Raw genomic sequence first — 19,980 nt, 5'->3', positions numbered from 1 at the left:
CTACCCCCGCTTGCGACGCACCACGGGCTTGTCTGCCGTCGCTGGTGACGCCGGTGTTGCCGATGCCCTGCGCGACCGGCCCGGCGTGGCCGGCGACCGCAAGGCACGCGTCAGCGCAGGTGCCGCCGTTGGGCGAGCAGGCGCGGCCTTCGCGCGGGCTGGGCGGGCATCGTCCCCACGCGCTGCCGCGAGCTGTTGCTGCAGCGTCACGTTCGCGGCCTCGAAGGCATCGAGTCGCCCCTGCAGGACGCCCGCCTGATGCCGCGCGTCGCCCAGTTGTGCCTGCAGGCCATCGATCATGCTGCGGTGATCCGCCTCGCGCCGGTCAGCACGCTTTGCCGCCTCGTCGAGCTCCTTGCGCAGCTTCGCGGCCGCGCTCCGCTCGCGGTCGATCTCCAGCAGCGCCCGCTTTTCCGATGCACGCTGGCGCTCTTCCGCGCGCTCCGCGCTCTCGCGCAGCTTCTCGAGATCCCGCGAGAAGCCTTCCCGCACCTTTGTGAGTTCGCGGTCGCGCGCGACCACCTCCTCCTTGAGCCGTCCGATCTCGGCCTCGAACGCCTGCCGCACCGCGTGGCCTTCGGCCTGGGCCTTCTCCAGTTCGCGGACCTCGACCTGCGCAGCGAGCAGCGCCGCCGTGCGCTGCTCGAGCGCCGTTTCCGTCCGGTCGAGCTCGCCACGCGCGGCCGCGACACGCTGCTCCGCGTCCGTGCGCTGTCCTTCCACCTCGACGCGCAGTGCCTCGAGTTCGGCCTGAGCGGACGTGGTGGACCGGGACCATAGCGTCGCGACCAGTTCGCCGGCGGCGGCCTGCAGGTCGGCGGGCAGGTCTGGACGCTCGATGCGCACGCGGCTTTTCTCGCGCAGCGCGGTCCAGAACTCGCCGAGTACCTGGGTCGGCGTACCCATGCTGCCGCGCTTCACCAGCTGGTAGAGGCGGTTCGCGGTCGGCGTGATCCCGAAGCGGAAAAACAGCAGCGCGCAAACCTCGCGGTACAGCTCGCGCGTCTTCGGGAATTCGGCCTTCAGGCGGTCGATTTCGGCGGCGAGACGGGTTTCGTCAGGGAGGGCGTGGGCCATGGGAGCGTGTTGGCGTGGAATCGCGTAAATAATACTACGTAAACCGCACCATATCTAACGCATCAAACGCGATATTTTGACATTAATCCTATAATGTTGAATTTAACGGGCTGAATGTCTGCATAATTACGTCACACCTGAAATCCGCCTTCGACGCGTCTTCGCCCATGAACACCGCCCTGCCCGCCCCGCGTCCGCTCGATGCGCTCGAACTGCCCGCCGGTCTCGATGGCCGCCACGGCACGAACCGCGCAACCGGCCCCATGCAGGTCGCCGCTGCGACCGATCTCGACGCGCTCCGCGCGTGGCTCGCCCGCTTCGTCGATACGAAGACGACGTTCGACAGCTACCGCAAGGAAGCCGAACGGCTGCTGCTGTGGTCCGTTCTGCAGACGGGCAAGCCGCTCTCCTCACTCACGCATGAGGACCTGCTTGTCTACCAGCACTTCCTCGCCGATCCGCAACCGGCCGCGCGGTGGACCGCTGATGGCGGACGCAAGCACCCACGCAGCGATCCGCGCTGGCGGCCGTTCTACGGACCACTCTCTGAATCGAGCCAGCGACAGGCTATGGTGATCCTCAACGTCATGTTTGCGTGGCTCGTGCAGTCGGGGTATCTGGCCGGCAATCCCCTGTCGCTATCGCGCCAGCGCGCACGCCGGGCCAGTCCGCGCATCGTCCGGTACCTGTCGCCCGACCTGTGGCTCGAAGTCAAAACGTTCATTCAGGGGATGCCCATCCAGACCGGTCGCGAGCGTGAACATCACGCACGCGTGCGCTGGCTTTTTACGCTGCTTTATCTGGGTGGTCTGCGCATCACGGAGGTCGGCACGAACACGATGGGACGTTTCTTTCGTCGCCCGGACGACAGCGGGAAGGATCGCTGGTGGCTCGAAGTGATGGGCAAAGGGGGCAAGGAGCGGCTGGTGCCCGCCACGACGGAAATGATGAGGGAACTCGGCACCTACCGGCGAACACGCGGATTGCCAGTCCTCCCCTCGCCAGGCGAGGACACCCCGCTGGTGCTGCCGGTCGGCCAGTCACTGAAGCCGCTCACGCGCGCCGCGCTGCACCGGATTGTGAAGGACGTCTTCAGCGGCGCCGCAGAATCGTTGCGGGCCCGTGGCGACGACCATGCGCAGCGCGCAGACCGCCTCGAGCAGGCGTCGGCACACTGGCTACGTCACAGCGCGGGGTCCCATATGGCGGACCGGCAGGTGGATCTGCGACTCGTGCGCGACAATCTTGGGCACGCGTCGCTGACGACGACCAGCCTGTACCTGCACGTCGACGACGATCGACGGCATCGCGAGACCGATGAGAAACACCGCATTGACTGGTGACCGACAGCAGCCAGAGGCCTGCCGTCTGATCTCAAAATCCCCGGTCGTGAGCCTGACCGGTTCACCTGGACGCAGGCGGATTTTTCTCTCGGCGGCCGCGACAATGCGACGCCGCCCGTCAGCAAATGCCTTGAGCATGCGAACCTGATCTGCGTCTCCGGCAACCAGAATTGCGCTTCGGGCGCCTCCCGTGCGATCACGCAGGCGACCTCACTGCATTCACTGGCCAGGCGAAACGGGATTTCATGCCGGTCCGCCGCGACATCTGGCATCAGGTCAGCAGTGTCCATTTTCTGAACCTCGTGAATTCAGCAGCGAACTTTTAGTCTGCTGTCGCCTGTCTTCAGTTTTAAGAGCGATCGAAGACGGCAAGCCGCAAATTTCCACCACGTAGAACCCGGCCCTGTAGCGTTGCCCGCCTCCATGCAGGCAAGGGTTTGCGTTTGATGAGGACGCAATAACGCTTGACGGTTAGTTGCGTCTTCCTGAGCGACTCAGGTCTTCAAGGTGAGCCTTTACGGGACGCGGGCTGCAAGCAAAAAATCGAGACTCGATCATCTGGTTAACCCGGTCGGGCTTAGTAATGGCGCTTCTCTCTAGATCCGGATGGAGGACGCTGCGCCGGTTTTCGTTCGTAGCGAGTGCTGAGTCGACCCCGGGCCAACTGTCGACATACCGAAATCTCAACTGATCGTAATGTGGGGCGGACATTCGTCGGCTAAGGCCACGGCCGGATCATCGGCCATTGCCGACGTTCGGCGAGGCTCCGTTGAACGTCGGCAGTATGTCGCGTTGCCGACCGTGGCGACGCAGGGCGGACTGAGCGCTTTCATTGTCGTTCACATCATTCTGTAAGGTCCCCCAGCATACCAGCCGCCGCTATTGCGACGGAACCCTGAACGTACCTCCGCGCACCTCATTTTTTCTGCAAAACAGCACATCGACTTTCGTGCTCCTGCTCAGGAAGCCACGCCTCAGCATAGCGAACGCGCTAGCGTGCCAACTGTTTGCACAGCTCGCTCGATCTCGTGTGTCCAAGGGTGACCGTAGTTCAAGCGAATACAATTCCGATACCCGCGACTCCGCGAAAAGATCGGGCCAGGCGCAAGACTGATACCCTGCTGTAGCGACAGCTCGAACAGACGCACCGAATCGATCTGCACTGGCAATTCCAACCAAAGGAAATACCCTCCCTTCGGGCGCGCAACCTTGGTTCCGGGCGGAAAGAATCTCTCAATGGCCTTCAGCATGTTGCCTTGTTGGGCTACAAGGTTCTGCCGGAGTTGGCGCAGATGGCGATCATAGCTGCGGCCCTGTAGAAAATCGGCGATCGCTAACTGTGCGGGCATGGACGTGGATATGTTGGTCATCCACTTCGCTCGCGCGATCTGCTGCGTGAAGCGGCCCGCCGCGACCCAACCGAGGCGGTAGCCAGGTGTGAGGCTTTTTGAGAAGGAGCCGCAATGGAGCACCAGTCCCTTCCGATCAAATGCCTTAGCCGGTCGCTCGGGTGACGCCCCGAAATACAGTTCGGCGTATACATCATCTTCGATCAGCGGCACGTCGTGAGCGGCTAGCAGCGCAACCAGCGCTTCTTTGGTCGCGTCCGGCATGGTGGCGCCGGTGGGGTTCTGAAAAGACGTCATGAACCAGCATGCGCGGATTGGATGCCGTTTAAGTGCATCGGCAAGCACTGAAACGTCGAGAGCTTTGCTTGGGTGGATCGGTATCTCGACTGCCTTCAGCCGCAACCTGTCGAGTGCTTGAAGAGCCCCATAGAACGCAGGCGTCCGGATTGCGACGAGATCGCCGGGGCACGTTACTGTCTGCAAAGAAAGCGTTAGCGCTTCCAATGCTCCGCCCGTCACGACAACTTCATCGATCGGCAACGCCATCCCTGCCACCATATAGCGACGGCCAATCTGACGGCGTAAACCTTCGTTGCCCAGAGGCAAGTCCATGGGCGCTGCCCCAATGTTCATGGTCCGTGCAACTGCCGTGAGTGACCGATCCAGCAGGTTCGACGGGAACATCGCCGGACTCGGGAACGCGGCGGCAAGCGGCACGATACCCGGCGCCGCGGACGAACTGAGCACGTGAAATAAGAGGTCGTCTGTCTCAGGCGTGAGGGCGACGTCGTTCGGTCTGACGTACTGCGATCCCGGCGACGGCTGGCCCGCTAGCATAGATACGAAATGCCCCGCACGCGGTCGCGTCTCAATCAGTCCCTGTGATTCCAACGAGTGATACGCGTGAGCAACCGTGGCCGGGCTTACTCCATAAGACTTGGTCGCTTGGCGCACAGACGGGAGACGCATGCCTGGGGCAAGATCTCCGGCGCGAATAAGCCCCGCGATTTCTGTCGCCAAATTCTTGTAACGCATCGTTTGTTACCCCCACCGCGCTGCCGGTGGTCCAATTGACCCCAAGGTGTCAGCGGCGATCGATAATGGCGACAGCGCCGTGCGACAAGGATCCGTTTTACAATAAATTAGGGTCATAAACTTGGGTTACCCGATTGTCTGCCCGTAAGTGCAATGCGCCTTCCGCAGTTGCTTGGGCTGAAATACAGCTTTAAACGATGTATTGCCACTCCAAACGCCCTTCATGTCAACAGGTTGTATTGCCACCATCCAAGTGGTATGCGACAGGAGGAAGAAAGTGAGCACGGACAACCCAACACCGTTGTCGAGATCTATTGGGAAAGCTATCGCAAATCGAAGGGCGATAGCGAATCTCACGCAGGAGCAGGTTGCCGAAAGGCTCGGTATCGGGCAGGAAGCTATTTCGCGGATGGAGCGAGGCGTTGCTATTCCAACGGTGGCGCGTTTGGCAGAGTTAGCCGACGTCTACAAATGCAATCTTGATCAATTGCTCACTGAGGCCTCCGATCGGGAGGATGACCAGGCGAAGGCCATCCTGACCATCGTAGGTCGATTGTCCAATGCTGATCGACTCCTACTGATCGAATGGCTAAAAGTGTTTGCCAACAGGCTTCTACCGTCGCCCACATCAACTTAGTGTCGGTGAGCTTGCTATTTTGAGGTTTAGTGTCGGTGAGCTTGCTATTTTGAGGTCTAGGTTGGCGAGTGCCGGTGCAGCCAACTACCTCCTTTTGCATCGCGCCTTCTCTGAGTTCTCACCGCAAGCCGTGACGGGCCACCGCTTTCAAGGAATGCCGCGAGGCGTCTAATGGGCAGCGCGCGACTGTAGAAGAATCCTTGTCCAAGATTGGTTCTCGCCTTGTAGAGCGCCTCGTGGTGAGCTGCGCTGTCCACTCCTTCCGCCACGAGCAAAGCGCCTAAGTCGCGAGCGATTTCGGTCATCGTCGCAAGGCTCGACGTGCGATCGTAGCCATCAAGAGCGAGCACCTGCCTGTCCATTTTGATCAGCTCGAAATCGAACTTCCTGAGCAAGCCGAATTTCAGCGGGCTCAAACCGGCACCAGCGAGCGCGAATTGAACCCCCTGTTTCCGCAAGGCTGCCACTGATTCCAACACCCGTGGCGTGGAGTCCGCGCAATCGCTTTCCGTTACCTCCAGAATCAGACGGGGCAGTATTCCCTTGGCCGAATCCTGCACGTCTGACACGAGGTTGTCGGCGGCCATGTAAACGCCGGAGACCTGCAGCGCGACACACAACGATTTAGCGGCACCCAACGCTGCGACCTCGCTGGCTGCGGTGGCAAGCATGAATCGAGTCAGAGGACCAATCACCTTGCTGTTTTCGAGACGCCTCATGTAATGCATCGGCCCACGCAGACCAAATTCAAGGTTGTCCCAACGTAGCAGTGCTTCGATGCCGACGCATTTGCCTCGGCGAAGATCTATCATTGGTTGATACTCAAGGCCAAATTCTCCACGTAGCAATCCTCTTTGGGCCGCGCGAACGAGCCTCGCTTGCGGCGTAAATCGCCACCTATAGAGCGCCCAACATCCAAGAGCCATCAGAGCAAGAAGCGCAAGACCGGTCAACACCTTAGCGCCGAAAAGCACTGCCTGAGGATCTACAGCAAGGGAGCTGGACGCTTCCGACGACGGCTCGGAGGTAAACGTCCTGTTAGGCTGGACAGGCGCAGCCCGCTCAGCACATGCGTGATCTTGTCCGCAATTTAACGACACATGCAACTTTTCACCCGAGGGGGCAGCATCTGCAACGGCAGCAAAAACTGGCGCTGGGACCGACGTGGGGATGCTGAACGGCACGCCGGTCTGGGGGACGATAGAAGGGCTTAGTGCTACGGATGTTTCCGGAGTGACATTCGCGTCGACTGTGCTTACAAGCTCTCCGACGCCAATCTCCAACGGGGCGAGCACCGAAATGCAACGCAGTTGGCGAGCCTCTGCCTGTCCTATCGGGCCAGCGACCGGACCCGCCAGCGTTGCGGGCGTCGGCATGATGGCGGGAAGTGTGCAAACGGTGCCGAATTGGAGACGCGCAACGGGCGCCCGAGTGATGATCTCAGACAATCCTTGCGCGAAGGCCGCAATGCGGTTCCCCACGTCGCCGCTTGCAACATCCGGGCTCGTGCTGGCGTGCGCGGACGGTTCCAATGCGGCGAGCAGAAAAAGCATTACAAACACGAACTTAGTCATGCGAAATGATGATTCATAAACGGGTCTCATGGCATTGCGCTTTTGGCTTACTGCAAAAATTCTTTCTTTATATTCGTACGATGCACTTGTCTCTGTGTCGTCTCTCGCCGCTGCGTGCGAATGGCGAGGCGTTCCTCACTGGAACTTCAGAGCAGACGGGCCGCGATGGCGGCTCGCACTGGGCGAGCAAGAAAATATCCTTGCGCACTTGTGACACCGAGCGACTTCAACACGTCCAACTCTTCGGCCGTCTCGACCCCCTCCGCGACAATCTGGCTGCCGGTCTCGGTGGCAAACGAGACCATCGCCGCCACAAGTGCGCGTCTTCTGGCGTCGGTATCGATGCCTCGAATCAAGCTCGAATCGAGCTTGATAAACTCAGGATGAAGATTGATGATGTGTTGCATGTTGGCAAAGCCCGCACCCACATCATCCACAGCAATCCTGACTGAACGGCTCCGCAGCGGTTCGAGCGCCTGGATCAGTTTCTCGTAGTTGGAGACGCAGGCAGATTCCGTGATTTCCAGGACAATGCGATCGGTCTCCACGTCAGCGAACACAGCCTCAAGTTCGCCACTCAAGATGGTTTCCGGGGACGCATTGACCGCTAGGTAGAAATCCCGACCAACTGACATCTCCGCAAGTGCCTTGCGAATTGCCTTCAGCTCGAGTGGCACAGCCATGCCAATCTCGACGGCATCGGCAAACCACTGGCTTGGCGCACGAGCCGGCGTGGACGAGAATCGTGACAAGCACTCCAGGCCCACCATGCGGCGGGGGGCGAGCGAGTAGATCGGCTGGTAAACGATAGAAGGCTCATCACCTCTCAGGACACCCTGTATGCGAGCCATCTTCTCTTCATGCTCCCGAACAAGTGTGGCGTTTCGCATGCTTACCCTCGCTTATTGTCTACGCCTGATCAGCACGCGAAAACGAAGATCCTTAGTGCTTCCGTCCGAAGCAAGCCTCAGCGGCGTCAGCGGGGCACAGGCCGGCGAGAAAGTAGCCCCGAATAAGCTCTACGGTCGCGGCGTCGGCATGGTAGGGCGAACTGATATAGCCGGTTGCGGCGGCTTCCATATACCAAGCGCGCGTCCAAGCGTCTAGGTCACGCACGTATTCAGGCGCGAGCTGGATGAATTCGTCTGGCATATTGGACTCCAATCTCTCTATTACCATCTTGTGCGAGGTGGTCCTTAGCTACCGCTATCCGTCATGATGCAATTCAACATCTCGCATTGTTTTTACACATCGCGACTCCAGACGGTCGCCCGCGCGGCCTCTACTTTGCCGATGACGAGAAAGAAAAAATAGACTCAGATAGGGCCAAAAAAATAGGAGCAGCATGAGGCCTCCAAGTGTTCGTGGCAATGCGTTCAAGCCCGCTAGTCACGGCTGTCTCGCGTGGCCAGAATAGAACCATCGAAACAACTCTGACGACGCATATAATGCTTACTGGAGAAACTACGATGGGGATGGCAATGGGTTCCGTCGCAATAGCGGCGGCTGGTATGCTGGGGGACCTTACAGAATGATGTGAACGACAATGAAAGCGCTCAGTCCGGGGGTAGCCAAGGTGCTGAAACGGTTGCACTATCCGCTTGAGATCATGTTGGTGTGCGTACGTTGGTACGTGGCCTACCCGCTGAGCTTGCGCAATCTCGAAGAGATGATGGCCGAACGCGGGATCGCGGTCGATCATTCGACCGTTCACCGGTGGGCCATCAAGCTTCTGCCGGTGCTTGAAAAGGTGAACGCCGAGCGTGAGACGCCTATCAAGATCCGCCAGGTCAAGTATCTCAACAACATCGTGGAACAAGACCATCGGGCGATCAAGCGCCGTACCCGACCCATGTTGGGATTCAAGATATTTCGTTGTGCGCGCATCTTGTTAAGCAGCATTGAACTTATGCATATGATCGCCAAAGGGCAGATGAAAGACTTCAGCATCGGACAGACTCCAGCGGAGCAGTTCTACTCGTTAGCGGTATAAGTAGTCCTCACCATGCGGGGCATTGTTCAACGCACTTTTCTTATTGCGACAGAACCGCACCCGCTACAAGACCATGACGCTGGAGGCCGGCGAGTTCATACGCCGCTTCCTGCTGCATGTACTTCCCGTCGGTTTCCATCGCCTCCGTCACTATGGACTGCTGGCGAATCCGGTACGCCGCGCCAGTCTCGCGAAGGTCCGTGAACTGCTGCACGTCGCGGCGCAGGTCAACACATCACCGGAAGAGACTCCCGTTGAAACGTAAGCGACATTTGGCGGCCGTCTTGACGATCAGAATTTGATCTCGAAGAGGCGTTCGTTGGGGCCTTAGAGGTCAAAGGCAGCGGGATCGAAACTACCGCCGCACCAGTCGAGCAACCGGTGGTGTTCCTCATGAGCGGGATCGATGATCGCGTCGAGGAACTCGATGTAGCCGGGTACGCCGCCAACATCTTCTGGCGGACAGGCATTGCGGCCGCCCAGGCAGATGGGCGAGCGCAATTCAGGATCAGGCGGCAGAACCTTCTCGACCTTCACACGATGCTGCCAGTTGTCACCGTAATCGTAGATGTAGGTGAATGACTTCAGCGCACCGAGCGCACGGCCCAGGCTCAGCCGCGTTTCGTTGAGCATCTGTGAATTTCCGGCATATAGGCGCCATTTCGTTTTCGGCGTAATGGCGCCACCGGATTTCCGGCGTAATGGAGCCAGAGCGTTTTCGGCGTAAAGGCGCCAGTAGTTTTTCGGCCAGTGCCCGATAAGTCTCTCCCGCTGAAATGAGAAACTTACCCGGCAATCGAACCAGAGTAGCGTTCCATTTCGGGGATATTTTGGGGGTATCTGTCCTGGATCTAATTAATGATACCTGCGACCGGCCTTACTTTGCGCCGGCTATTCCAGTCCGGTCCCCGCTTCCTGCCGTGAGGTGCGGCAAGACAAATTGTTCGAACTGCCCGAGGCTCAATTCCGTTGGAATCCGTTGCCATTGCTGGCTTTGCGCCATTATCGACCGCCAAAGATCGGGAATTCTAGCGGATCCGGCAGAAATCGGCGAACGTCATACCCACAAAGGACTTCGGACAAATTCAGCAGCCTTGAGAAACCCGCAACCAGTTGTAAGTGTCCACCAAACCGGGTAACACCAATCGTTCAACGCCGGCATCCGCTAGCGGGACCTCATGGCGAGGATGCGCAGGGGGAAAAGCAAATTCTCGCCTCTGGTGCTCGCATTTGCAGCCAAAGTGCAAGCTTGAACACGACATCGCCTGCGCCATTTCTTGAATGGCGTCAATCGCACGGTAGTGCTGCACTGACTTGCACTCGATACAAAGGCAAGCGCTATGAGTTAGTCAGTTAATAAGGTTTGATGCGCGCTCCCCTGCCTTGCCAGTTGCTGCCCATCTCCGACCCGCTAATGGCCACGCGGTTCTATCCGGCTGCGGGTTGGGGGGCGGACTACAGCAGTCGGATGCCGAATTTGCATCGAGCAGATAAAGCGCTATATTTTTTGGGGCAAAGTTACTCGGTCGGTCCGCGTCGAACCATGTGTTGCCGCCGGGCGCGGCACCAGGACCATGCCTAGGAGTGCGGGATGAATCGCCCGATCACGTAGCCTGTGGCGGGGCCGGCAAGGCCCGGACCGCAAGGATAACGAAAGAAGAATCCACCTGGGAGCTGATGTGAAGACGACTCTGGGCGCTGTGGTGCTGCTCGCCGTCAGTTCGGCCGCCTGCGCACAATCGAGTGTCACGCTGTACGGTCGCGTGGACGGCGGCATCGAATACCTCAGTCACATCGCGAACGGCAACGGCGGCGGCTCGAGCCGCTGGAGCGCGGAAGGTGGCGACTGGGGCACCAGCATGCTCGGCTTCAAGGGCACCGAGGACGTGGGCGGCGGTACCGCCGCACTGTTCGACCTCGAAACCGCGCTGCAGATCATGAACGGCACTACTGGCGGCGGGCGTCTCTTCTCGCGCCGCGCATATGTGGGCCTCCAGAACGAGACCTGGGGGCAACTGCAAGCCGGCCGTAATCTCTTCATCGATAGCGACGGCGTGTGGGAATTCGATCCGTTCGTGCAGCAGGCGGTGTCGTCGGCCTCGCTCGTGCGCGGGCGCAACTGGCAGCAAACGAACAACAACGTCGAATATCACAGCCCCGTGTGGCACGGCTTCGACGTGCAAGGCCAGTATGCGTTCGGCAACCAGGCGAGCGGCTTCAACAACGGCGCCGAAGGCGAGTTCGGCCGATCAGACGGCATCATGCTCACGTATCACTCGCCGCTCTTCGACGTGCGCGGCATCTACGACGAGCTGCGCGATTCGAACGGACACTTCTCCAACATCTTCACGGCCTCGCGTGAATACTTCGTGGGTGGGAACCTGCGCGTGCAGAAGTTCAAGATTCAGGTCGCGTACACGCACTATTCCGCGCCCGATTCGCCGCCGGGCGTGACGAATACCGCCGACCACTATTGGCTCGGAGCGACCTGGCAGGCTACGCCGAAATGGGCCATGACCGCCGCGGGCTTCTATATCCACGTGGGCGAGGGCGCCGGCGACGTCTTGCACGATCCCGCGAGCCACGCCATCCTCTACGCTCTCGGCACCACCCACAACCTGAGCGCGCGCACGTTGCTCTACGGCACCGGTCGCCTATGTGAACAACAGCAAGAACGGCACGTTCTCGGTGTTCGCCACGCCGCGTGACTCGATCACGCCGACAAGCCCGCTGCCCGGCGAATCGCAGACGGGCGCCTACGTCGGCATGATGCATTTGTTCTGAGTCAGCACTTTACCGCCATCGCAGACGGCATTCATCGAGGAAGATCGAGATCATGGCCAGACAATCGAAAGCGCTGGGCGTCATCGGCGTCATCTCGCTGCTGTTCACGCTGCTGACGGCGGTCTATCTTGTGATCGGCGGCGCGTGGCTGCTCTCGCTCGGTGGCTCGCCGTATTACGTCGTTACCGGCGTCGTACTGCTTATCGTCGCCTGGCTGCTGTGGCGCGCCAGCGCCACGGCGTTCGTGCTCTATGCGCTCGTGCTGATCGGCACGATGATCTGGGGGCTCTGGGAGTCGGGGCCCGACTTCTGGGCGCTCGTGCCGCGCTCGGGCGTGCTGGTGGTGTTCGGCGTGTGGCTGCTATTGCTCATGAGCTGGCATCTCGAACGGCCGCCCCAGTTCGCCGTGGTCTCGCTCGTCATCGCGCTCGTCGTTTGTGGCGGCGTGCTCGTCTATGCGCACTTCAACGATCCGCAGCAGGTCAACGGCTCGCTGGCGGGCTCCAAGGGTACGCTCGCGCCGAATCCGGACGGCATCCAGCCTTCCGAATGGCCCGCCTATGGCCGCGACGACCAAGGCACGCGCTATTCGCCGCTGCAGCAGATCACGCCCGAAAACGTGAAGAACCTCCAGATGGCCTGGACCTTCCGCACGGGCGACATGAAAGGGCCCAACGATCCGGTCGAGATCACCAACGAAGTCACGCCGATCAAGATCGGCGATCTTCTTTACCTTTGCTCACCGCACCAGATCCTGTTCGCGCTCGACGCGAAGACGGGCGAACTCAAATGGAAATTCGATCCCAAGCTCCAGACCGATCCGTCGTTCCAGCATGTGACCTGCCGGGGCGTGTCGTATATCGATCTTTCGGCCAGCGCGGCGGCAAGGGGCGCAGCGCCCGCGAGCGACGCAGCGGCGGCTTCGGGCGCCGAGGCCGCTGCACCGGCAAGCGACCTCGCTTCGGATACGCAAGCCGCCGCCGCGCCCGCCAGCGACACCACGGCCGCCGCCAACGGCACCTGCATACGCCGCATTCTGCTGCCCGTCAACAACGGCCACCTCTATGCGCTCGACGCACTCACGGGCGAACGCTGCGCAGGATTCGGCAACAACGGCGATCTCGACCTGCAGCACGCCATGCCGGTGACGACGGCGGGCATGTACGAGCCCACCTCGCCGCCCATCGTCACGAAAAAGGTGATCGTCGTGGCGGGCGCGGTCGAGGACAACTTCTCGAACCGCGAGCCCTCGGGCGTGATTCGCGGTTTCGATGTGCGCACGGGCCAACTATTGTGGGCGTTCGATCCGGGCGCGGCAGACCCGAACAAGATTCCGGGTCCTGGCGAGCACTATACGTGGAACTCGCCGAACTCGTGGGCGCCAGCAGCCTACGATGCGAAGCTCGACATGGTCTATCTGCCGATGGGCGTGAAGACGCCGGACATCTGGGGTGGCGACCGCACGCCGGAGATGGAGCGTTACGCGACCGGTCTGCTCGCGCTGCATGCCTCGACGGGCAAGCTCGCCTGGTTCTACCAGACCGTGCACCACGACCTCTGGGACATGGACCAGCCCTCACAGCCCACGCTTGCTGACATCACGGACAAGGACGGCGATAAAGTGCCCGTGGTGTACGCGCCCACGAAGACCGGCAACCTGTTTGTGTTCGACCGCCGCACGGGCGCGCTCGTCGTGCCCGCGCCTGAAATGCCGGTGCCGCGAGGCGCGGCGCCCGGCGACCATGTCTCGCCAACGCAGCCGTTCTCGCAACTCACGTTCCGCCCGTCGAAGAATCTCACGGACGCCGACATGTGGGGCGCCACGATGTACGACCAGCTCGTGTGCCGCGTGATGTTCCACAAGCTGCGCTATGAAGGTACGTTCACACCGCCATCGCTGCAAGGCACGCTCGTATTTCCGGGCAACCTCGGTGTGTTCGAGTGGGGCGGTCTTGCAGTGGACACCGACCGCCAGGTCGCCGTTGCGAACCCGATCGCGCTGCCGTTCGTCTCGCGCCTGATTCCGCGCGGGCCGGGCAACCCGATGGAGCCGCAGCCGGGCGCGAAGGGCAGCGGCACGGAGGTGGGCATCCAGCCGCAATACGGCGTGCCCTACGGCGTGACGCTCAACCCGTTCATGTCGCCATTGGGCTTGCCGTGCAAGCAGCCGGCATGGGGCTACATCTCGGCGATCGATCTCAAGACCAACCAGATCGTGTGGAAGAGACGGATCGGCACCGTGCGTGACAGCTCGCCGATTCCGCTGCCGTTCAGGATGGGCATGCCGATGCTGGGCGGCCCGATGGTGACGGCAGGCGGTGTGATCTTCATCGGTGCGACCGCGGACAACTATCTCCGCGCGTTCGATGTGAACGACGGCAAGCTGCTCTGGCAATCCCGCCTGCCAGCTGGCGGACAGGCTACGCCTATGACGTACGCGGTCAACGGCCGCCAGTTCGTTGTGATCGCGGCGGGCGGGCACGGCTCGTTCGGCACGAAGCTCGGCGACTACGTAATCGCTTACGCGCTGCCGCAATGATACACAAGTCGCTGCGCTCGAGGCGCGTCCCATGGCGCGCGAGCCCGTATCCACGTTGATAAACACGCGCCACTGGTACGCGGTCGCGAACTTCCGCGAGACGGGACTGAAGGGCGCGCGGCCCGACACGCCCGCCGCTTCGCGCGTGGCGAGTGGCGGCCCCGCCAGCGACAGAATGTCATGACGCAGCCATTCAGTCAGCGTGCGGATGTCGCGCGCCCACTGATGCGCCTGCGCTTCACTCCGACGGGCCTGCCCCATCCCGGCCGCGAGGCCTCCGGCGCGCCCCCGCGAGTGTGCCTTGTTGATCTTGACTTCCAGCTTCTCGCGCCGTGGCACGGCGTGTCGCCCCAGGCGGCGTTCTGCCCGGCGCGCAGGCCCTGGCCGGCGTCGGCAATCGTGTACCCGGGCGCCAGTCCCTGTTGCGCCGCGTCGAGCAGGTGCACGCCCCAGGTGTCGCCGTCGCGATGGGCCTCGGCCGCCAGCAAATAGCAGTAGGTCGACCCGGCATCGACGCCAGCGAGCACCGGCCGCGAGCCCTGGAAGATCTCGTCGTGCAGGTCCCCCCGAATACCGGACAGGTCCTGCGCCCGGTTGAGCGCGCCCGCCTGCTGCGCGGCCCATTGCTGCACGTCGTGAACATTGCCCACACTGGTGGACACGCCCAGCAGGTCGCGCATGAACTCCACCACACCGGGGTAAGACCACTGCGGCAGATCAGCATCAGCGCGACCATCACCTGGCGCAGCCACCTCTGGCTGACCGGCACTCGAACAGCACTTCATCCTCCGGTACCGCAGACGCGAACACGTCCGCCAGCGCAACGCAGGCCTTGCGCATTTGCGCGTAGGCGAGCTTTCGGCTCACGCCGTGCCCAGCGGCCAGCGCGCTGATCGTCCCGGATCCCGCCAACGCCCGAACGGCCAAGTCCTGACGCTCAGGTTCAGGCAGCTTCGCTGCCGCGCTAGCGGATCGATTCATGCACGCACCTCGACTGAGAAAAATGGGCCGCCATTATCGACCATCGCCACCTCATCCGGCGCGGCGCGTGTAACCCATGCATGAACCTCGCCAAAACGTGGTCAACGCAACAATTCCCCGCTCAGTCGATTTCCGCGCGAAATGGGCTCAGCCAAAGACTTTCCTGCCGGCAATGCATAGCTTGCAAGCAGCGCGACCGCCGACGCGCCAATGACGTAGCAGGCTGGCGCCGCGAGGGAGCCGGTCTGGCCAATCAGCAGGGTCGCCAGCAAGGGCGCAAGGCCGCTGAATCCGACGACCGACAGGTTGTAGGCCAGCGCAATTCCGCTGAACCTGATCTGGACCGGGAACTGATCGGCAAGCACCGACGCCCAGGTACCGCTTGCCAGTGAGAAAACCACGCCGGCGAGGACAAACAGCAGGACCGGATCGACGGTATGGTTGACGAGCGCGCGATAGAACGGGTAACTCAACAGGATCAGTAGCGCCGTGGATGTGCGCAGCAAGTACCGGCGCGGAATCCTTTCGCCGAGCCAGCCCGCGGCGAGCTGATCAGTGACGACGCGTTCGGGAAAAAATGGGCTGCGATGTTATGCGCAAGGCCGACTTCTGCCGACCGCATCGGTCAGCGCGCGGCCCAGAGCGTGTCAAAACGCGTAGACACCGCAAATTAACGAAACCTGTCTTGCCGCAGGTCGCGACTTTTCGATTGCAGCGACAGCAACGTCAAATCAAAGCCGAAAGTATCGCCAAGGCGCAGCACCTCCCAATGAGCGTCACGCCCGCATCGCTGTCATCAACGCTTCGGAACCGAGTAGCTTGATCACCCGCTTCATGTTGTACGCCAGCACGTGCAAGCTCATCTCAGTACTCACCCGCTCAATGGTTCGGGTCAGGAAATGAGTGGCGCCCATCCATGCTTTTATCGTGCCGAACGGGTGCTCGACAGTCTGTCTCCGGATACGCATCATCTCGGGCGCGTGATCAAGTCGAACCTGCATCTCATCAAGAACCGCTTCGTTCGCGTTCCTTGGCGCGGCGCTCGCCCGCCAGGTCGGCCCCTAATTCAGCTGCCGCTTCGCCGGCTACGCGAACGGCAAATACCGGTGTCACAGCACGTGGCGGCTCGATATCCCACAGGAGAAATGAAATGGCTGATTGGAGCGGTAAGTCTTTCGGCAAATCCACAACGAGCGCGGGAGCGCCGGCCGTCAGCGACCGCAACTCGCTGACGGTAGGGCCAAACGGCCCGATCCTGCTGCACGACGTGCATTTCCTCGAGCAAATGGCGCACTTCAACCGCGAGAAGGTCCCCGAACGTCAACCGCATGCGAAGGGCTCCGGCGCATTCGGCGAGTTCAAGACCACCGAAGACGTCTCGCGCTACACCAAAGCTGCCTTGTGTCAGCCGGGCGCCACGACCGAAATGCTTGCACGCTTCTCCACCGTCGCAGGCGAAATGGGCAGTCCGGATACGTGGCGCGACGTGCGGGGCTTTTCCCTGAAGTTTTACACGAGCGAGGGCAATTACGACCTCGTCGGTAACAACACGCCGGTATTCTTCGGGCGCGATCCGATGAAATTTCCGCATTTCATCCGCAGCCAGAAGCGCCTACCCGACTCGGGCCTACGCGACAGCGAGATGCAGTGGGACTTCTGGACCAACAATCCGGAATCCGCGCACCAGGTGACGTATCTGATGGGCGAGCGCGGTCTGCCGAAAACGTGGCGCAACATGAACGGCTACGGCTCGCACGCCTACATGTGGGTGAACGCGCAAGGCGAGAAGTTCTGGGTCAAGTACCACTTCCACACCAACCAGGGCATGGCGTGCTTTACGAATGCCGAGGCCGAGGCGACGGCCGGTAGCGACGCCGATTTCCATCGCCGCGATCTGTTCGAGGCGATCAGACGTGGCGAATTTCCGTCGTGGACGCTCTCTGTGCAGATCATGCCTTACGCGGATGCGAAGACGTATCGCTTCAATCCGTTCGACCTCACCAAGACGTGGTCTCACAAAGACTATCCGCTCATCAAAGTCGGCACGATGACGCTCAACCGCAACCCGGAAAACTTCTTCGCACAGATCGAGCAGGCCGCGTTCTCGCCCGGCAACACGGTGCCGGGTATCGGGCTATCGCCGGACAAGATGCTGCTCGGCCGCGCGTTCGCCTATAACGATGCACATCGCGCGCGTATCGGCACGAACTTCGACCAGCTGCCCGTGAATCGTCCGAAGGTGCCGGTTCAGACTTATCAGTTCGACGGCCACATGGCGTACGAGCACAGCGGCAACGCGCCGACCTACGTACCGAACAGCTTCGGTCGTAAATGGGCCGACAAAACCGGCGCCGCGGAGGACGGCTGGGAAGCCGACGGCGAGATGGTGCGCAGCGCCTATACGCTGCACGCGGAAGACGACGACTTCGGACAGCCGGGCCATCTCGTGCGCCACGTCTTCAACGACGAGCAGCGCGAACTGCTGGTCGAGCAGATCGTGGCGAGCCTGAACGGTGTGCGCAGCCCGGTGCGTGAGAATGTGTTCGACTACTGGAAAAAGATCGACGCCGACGTGGGCGGTCGCATCGAGGAAAAGGCAGACGTGGCGAAGCAGGTCGCCGAACCCGCGAAGTGACGACGCGCTAGCGCGTCGGCGAGCTTGATGCAAGCCGGGACGGTGCAGGTGTACCGTCCCGGCTTACTGTCATGGTCAGCTGGACCGAATCAGCGCGACCGGCTCCCGCTGATCGCACGGTTCCTCACTCGTTGCTCGATCCTGGCTTTTCGGCTCAATCATCTTCAAAAGACCGCTTCCAAGGATGGCACCGACGTATGAATGCCCGTACGACGGCACGGGCCAATGGCCGGGCGCGGCCCCATGCGCTTTGTATATCCTCTTTGGAACACGGCCGCGATCGACAGCACGCGACCCGCTTCTGCCCTTCCGCGCCCGGGTCACACTGCAGATTTTCGATACATCTAGGCAGAAAAGAGAAAGAAGCACGCCCTTGGCGAGCTTAGGCTTGACGTCATGGGCCGAATCAGCCCGGCGCAAAAGCTGACGCCCTGGATGAAGTTCAATTTGGTTGAGATCAGAGCACCAGCGATGGACGAACTGTTAGCGCATGCATGGCGGATGCTGCTCCTGGTGCGAGGCATCGCGGGACTACTATTGGGCCTGCTCGCGCTGTTGGCGCCTGGAACTACGCTTGTTCTGCTCATCGCCATGTTCGCGGCGTACGCGCTGTTAGGATGCGCCGCGGCGGTCGTCACAGGGTTCCGGCATCGCTCGAGCCAAAAAGACTGGCGGATTCCATTGCCGCTCGGCCTATGCAGACCGTGATCACTGCAGTGCTGCTGATAGCACTCCGCAACAGTCCGCGCGGCCGGCGGCGTAGCGACTTCTCCGGCAAGCGGAACGGGCCGCTGCACCCATAAAGGCCGCGGCGGCGCCGGGGTGCCCCATTATTTGTTCGTACGCGTTGGGAGTACATCATGAATGAAAAACTCGAAAAGGCTACGAGAACCCTCTCACTTCTGCTCGCCGTGACGGCCACCGTGTTCCCGGCCAGCTCCGCGACGGGGCAGCAGCCCGCAGCCCCGGTCGCAGGCGCGGTGCCTCTCGGCGTGAGCGTCACCCAAACGCAACTCGTAGCGAAGGGGTGGCGTGCATCGAAGCTAGTCCACACCGACGTGTACAACGACAAAAACGAAAAGATAGGACGGGTCGACGACCTGATTATCGCGCCCGACGGGTCACTTTCCGTGGCCATTATCGATGTTGGCGGATTTCTCGGCATCGCCGCGCACCGCGTCGCTATTCCGGTGCAGCGGTTCAAGCAGATCACACCGAAGATGATACTGGAGGGCGCGAGCAAGGATGCGCTGAGCAAGCTCCCGGAATTCGAATACGCCAAGGGTTGAAATCAGCCGCCGATAATCCGATTTTCACCCTTTGCCCAGTTCATCTGGCGCGTGCGCCGCAGGCCGTATAGCGTGGCGCTGCTCGATGAGCGCAAGAAAGCGCATTCGGAGGTGCATAACCTGCTTCTGTAACTCTTCGACGAAGGCCGACTCACCCACGGCAAGGGACATCTGGTTGATTGTACGAATACGATAATCATCGCCGCCAGCAAACCATCTCGCGGACATCGGCTATGACCCGGAGTTCGGCGCACGCATGCTCAAGCGAAAAATCCCGCAGGAAGGGGAGTCGCAGCTCGCGGATGCCGTTTTGCGCGGCGACGTGCGCGAAGGCGACAAAGTTGTTGTGACCGACGACAGGGTGCAAACGCCGTGCTCGTACAGAAGCAGTCACCAGAGACGGACCTCCGAACAAGTCGACCAAGAAACCGGCGCACGTCTGACGCGATGCACGGCCGTAGGCGATGCCGCCTGAACGGCATCGTCCATGCGGCTGAGCCTGGACCAGGTAGGAGAGAGCGATACGAGAGGAAATGGGCGCTTGAAAAGACAAAGATAGGATCGCCGACGTCGCCGTCAGCTTCGCAGCACATTCCCGACGCGTCGGGCGTGGCCCGGAGCGGCAATTGAAACCGCACGGAGGAAAGAAATGGAAAGACGAACTTTGGTAAGCAAGGGGCTGGCGCTAGCGTTCGGAAGCCGGCTGCTCTGTTACTTCTGAACGCTGCGTAAGAGAAAGTGCGG

General features: G+C 61.1%; 13 protein-coding genes and 6 pseudogenes. 10 read left to right on the top strand and 9 right to left on the bottom strand.

Translation table 11 applies throughout. The features are described 5' to 3' along the window. Positions 1-1,077 carry a DNA-binding protein gene (locus B0G69_RS40020; RefSeq protein WP_121325511.1) on the bottom strand — a complete coding sequence of 359 codons (1,077 nt, stop codon included), beginning with the start codon at positions 1,075-1,077 and terminating at the stop codon, positions 1-3. 167 nt (positions 1,078-1,244) lie between these two features. Here B0G69_RS40020 and B0G69_RS40015 point away from each other — a divergent pair, with 167 nt between their 5' ends. Then, on the top strand, positions 1,245-2,420 hold the full coding sequence (locus B0G69_RS40015) for a tyrosine-type recombinase/integrase (protein ID WP_121325510.1): 1,176 nt from the start codon (positions 1,245-1,247) through the stop codon (positions 2,418-2,420). A 974-nt stretch (positions 2,421-3,394) separates the two neighbouring features. On the opposite strand, the gene B0G69_RS40010 is transcribed toward B0G69_RS40015, so the two are convergent. After that, a complete protein-coding gene (locus B0G69_RS40010) occupies positions 3,395-4,453 on the bottom strand; it encodes a PLP-dependent aminotransferase family protein (protein WP_347232553.1) in 1,059 nt (352 codons plus the stop codon). A gap of 168 nt (positions 4,454-4,621) precedes the next feature. Continuing rightward, a pseudogene (locus tag B0G69_RS43080) lies at positions 4,622-4,804 on the bottom strand (winged helix-turn-helix domain-containing protein); the annotation flags it as partial. Between the two features lie 277 nt (positions 4,805-5,081). On the opposite strand from B0G69_RS43080, the gene B0G69_RS40005 reads away from it, so the two are divergent. After that, positions 5,082-5,441 carry a helix-turn-helix transcriptional regulator gene (locus B0G69_RS40005; RefSeq protein ID WP_241991753.1) on the top strand — a complete coding sequence of 120 codons (360 nt, stop codon included), beginning with the start codon at positions 5,082-5,084 and terminating at the stop codon, positions 5,439-5,441. Between the two features lie 56 nt (positions 5,442-5,497). Here the strand turns inward: B0G69_RS40005 and B0G69_RS40000 are convergent, their stop codons facing one another. Beyond that, positions 5,498-7,045 (bottom strand): EAL domain-containing protein, encoded by a 1,548-nt coding sequence (locus B0G69_RS40000; RefSeq protein WP_121325507.1) that lies wholly within the window; start codon positions 7,043-7,045, stop codon positions 5,498-5,500. A 116-nt stretch (positions 7,046-7,161) separates the two neighbouring features. After that, entirely contained in the window at positions 7,162-7,905 is a 744-nt protein-coding gene (locus B0G69_RS39995) for an EAL domain-containing protein (protein ID WP_121325506.1), read from the bottom strand. A gap of 656 nt (positions 7,906-8,561) precedes the next feature. Between B0G69_RS39995 and B0G69_RS39985 the strand changes: the two genes are divergently transcribed. Together B0G69_RS39985 and B0G69_RS39980 are read left to right on the top strand one after the other, a co-directional pair. Beyond that, complete coding sequence (locus tag B0G69_RS39985) at positions 8,562-9,008, top strand: DDE-type integrase/transposase/recombinase (protein WP_121325504.1); 447 nt, start codon at positions 8,562-8,564, stop codon at positions 9,006-9,008. A gap of 58 nt (positions 9,009-9,066) precedes the next feature. Further along, positions 9,067-9,219: pseudogene (locus tag B0G69_RS39980) on the top strand (transposase); the annotation flags it as partial. Between the two features lie 116 nt (positions 9,220-9,335). Here the strand turns inward: B0G69_RS39980 and B0G69_RS39975 are convergent. Next, positions 9,336-9,686: a plasmid pRiA4b ORF-3 family protein gene (locus B0G69_RS39975; RefSeq protein ID WP_277873624.1), complete on the bottom strand. Its 351-nt coding sequence runs from the start codon at positions 9,684-9,686 to the stop codon at positions 9,336-9,338. Positions 9,687-10,675: 989 nt separating this feature from the next. On the opposite strand from B0G69_RS39975, the pseudogene B0G69_RS39965 reads away from it, so the two are divergent. Together B0G69_RS39965 and B0G69_RS39960 are read left to right on the top strand one after the other, a co-directional pair. Continuing rightward, positions 10,676-11,792 (top strand): annotated as a pseudogene (locus B0G69_RS39965) (porin). A 52-nt stretch (positions 11,793-11,844) separates the two neighbouring features. Further along, a complete protein-coding gene (locus B0G69_RS39960; RefSeq protein WP_121325502.1) occupies positions 11,845-14,331 on the top strand; it encodes a glucose/quinate/shikimate family membrane-bound PQQ-dependent dehydrogenase in 2,487 nt (828 codons plus the stop codon). A 197-nt stretch (positions 14,332-14,528) separates the two neighbouring features. Here the strand turns inward: B0G69_RS39960 and B0G69_RS39950 are convergent, their stop codons facing one another. The 3 genes and pseudogenes from B0G69_RS39950 to B0G69_RS39935 form a co-directional block, all read right to left on the bottom strand. Further along, on the bottom strand, positions 14,529-15,011 hold the full coding sequence (locus B0G69_RS39950; protein WP_147440850.1) for a hypothetical protein: 483 nt from the start codon (positions 15,009-15,011) through the stop codon (positions 14,529-14,531). Between the two features lie 402 nt (positions 15,012-15,413). Next, positions 15,414-15,860, bottom strand: a pseudogene (locus tag B0G69_RS39940) (MFS transporter); the annotation flags it as partial. A gap of 228 nt (positions 15,861-16,088) precedes the next feature. After that, positions 16,089-16,334: pseudogene (locus B0G69_RS39935) on the bottom strand (transposase); the annotation flags it as partial. Between the two features lie 128 nt (positions 16,335-16,462). On the opposite strand from B0G69_RS39935, the gene B0G69_RS39930 reads away from it, so the two are divergent. The 4 genes and pseudogenes from B0G69_RS39930 to B0G69_RS39915 all read left to right on the top strand — a co-directional run. Further along, positions 16,463-17,947: a catalase gene (locus tag B0G69_RS39930; RefSeq protein WP_121325499.1), complete on the top strand. Its 1,485-nt coding sequence runs from the start codon at positions 16,463-16,465 to the stop codon at positions 17,945-17,947. A gap of 396 nt (positions 17,948-18,343) precedes the next feature. Further along, a complete protein-coding gene (locus B0G69_RS39925) occupies positions 18,344-18,655 on the top strand; it encodes a DUF308 domain-containing protein (RefSeq protein WP_241991752.1) in 312 nt (103 codons plus the stop codon). A 152-nt stretch (positions 18,656-18,807) separates the two neighbouring features. After that, the gene (locus B0G69_RS39920) at positions 18,808-19,236 is read left to right on the top strand and encodes a PRC-barrel domain-containing protein (RefSeq protein ID WP_121325498.1); all 429 of its coding nucleotides are present in this window, start codon (positions 18,808-18,810) and stop codon (positions 19,234-19,236) included. 48 nt (positions 19,237-19,284) lie between these two features. Next, positions 19,285-19,711: pseudogene (locus tag B0G69_RS39915) on the top strand (AAA family ATPase); the annotation flags it as partial. Positions 19,712-19,980 lie beyond the last annotated feature (269 nt).

The organism is Paraburkholderia sp. RAU2J (assembly GCF_003634845.1).
Taxonomy (GTDB): Bacteria; Pseudomonadota; Gammaproteobacteria; order Burkholderiales; family Burkholderiaceae; genus Paraburkholderia; species Paraburkholderia fynbosensis.
Note: the sequence above shows the minus strand (reverse complement) of the source record. Positions and strands in the feature narration are given on the sequence as shown.

Bases quoted from the DNA above. Each gene is read 5' to 3' on its own strand.
- B0G69_RS40020 (WP_121325511.1), bottom strand. From the start codon at position 1,077: ATGGCCCACGCCCTCCCTGACGAAACCCGTCTCGCCGCCGAAATCGAC.
- B0G69_RS40015 (WP_121325510.1), top strand. From the start codon at position 1,245: ATGAACACCGCCCTGCCCGCCCCGCGTCCGCTCGATGCGCTCGAACTG.
- B0G69_RS40010 (WP_347232553.1), bottom strand. From the start codon at position 4,453: ATGTTCCCGTCGAACCTGCTGGATCGGTCACTCACGGCAGTTGCACGG.
- B0G69_RS40000 (WP_121325507.1), bottom strand. From the start codon at position 7,045: ATGAGACCCGTTTATGAATCATCATTTCGCATGACTAAGTTCGTGTTT.
- B0G69_RS39995 (WP_121325506.1), bottom strand. From the start codon at position 7,905: ATGCGAAACGCCACACTTGTTCGGGAGCATGAAGAGAAGATGGCTCGC.
- B0G69_RS39985 (WP_121325504.1), top strand. From the start codon at position 8,562: ATGAAAGCGCTCAGTCCGGGGGTAGCCAAGGTGCTGAAACGGTTGCAC.
- B0G69_RS39960 (WP_121325502.1), top strand. From the start codon at position 11,845: ATGGCCAGACAATCGAAAGCGCTGGGCGTCATCGGCGTCATCTCGCTG.
- B0G69_RS39950 (WP_147440850.1), bottom strand. From the start codon at position 15,011: ATGCGCGACCTGCTGGGCGTGTCCACCAGTGTGGGCAATGTTCACGAC.
- B0G69_RS39930 (WP_121325499.1), top strand. From the start codon at position 16,463: ATGGCTGATTGGAGCGGTAAGTCTTTCGGCAAATCCACAACGAGCGCG.
- B0G69_RS39925 (WP_241991752.1), top strand. From the start codon at position 18,344: ATGGGCCGAATCAGCCCGGCGCAAAAGCTGACGCCCTGGATGAAGTTC.
- B0G69_RS39920 (WP_121325498.1), top strand. From the start codon at position 18,808: ATGAATGAAAAACTCGAAAAGGCTACGAGAACCCTCTCACTTCTGCTC.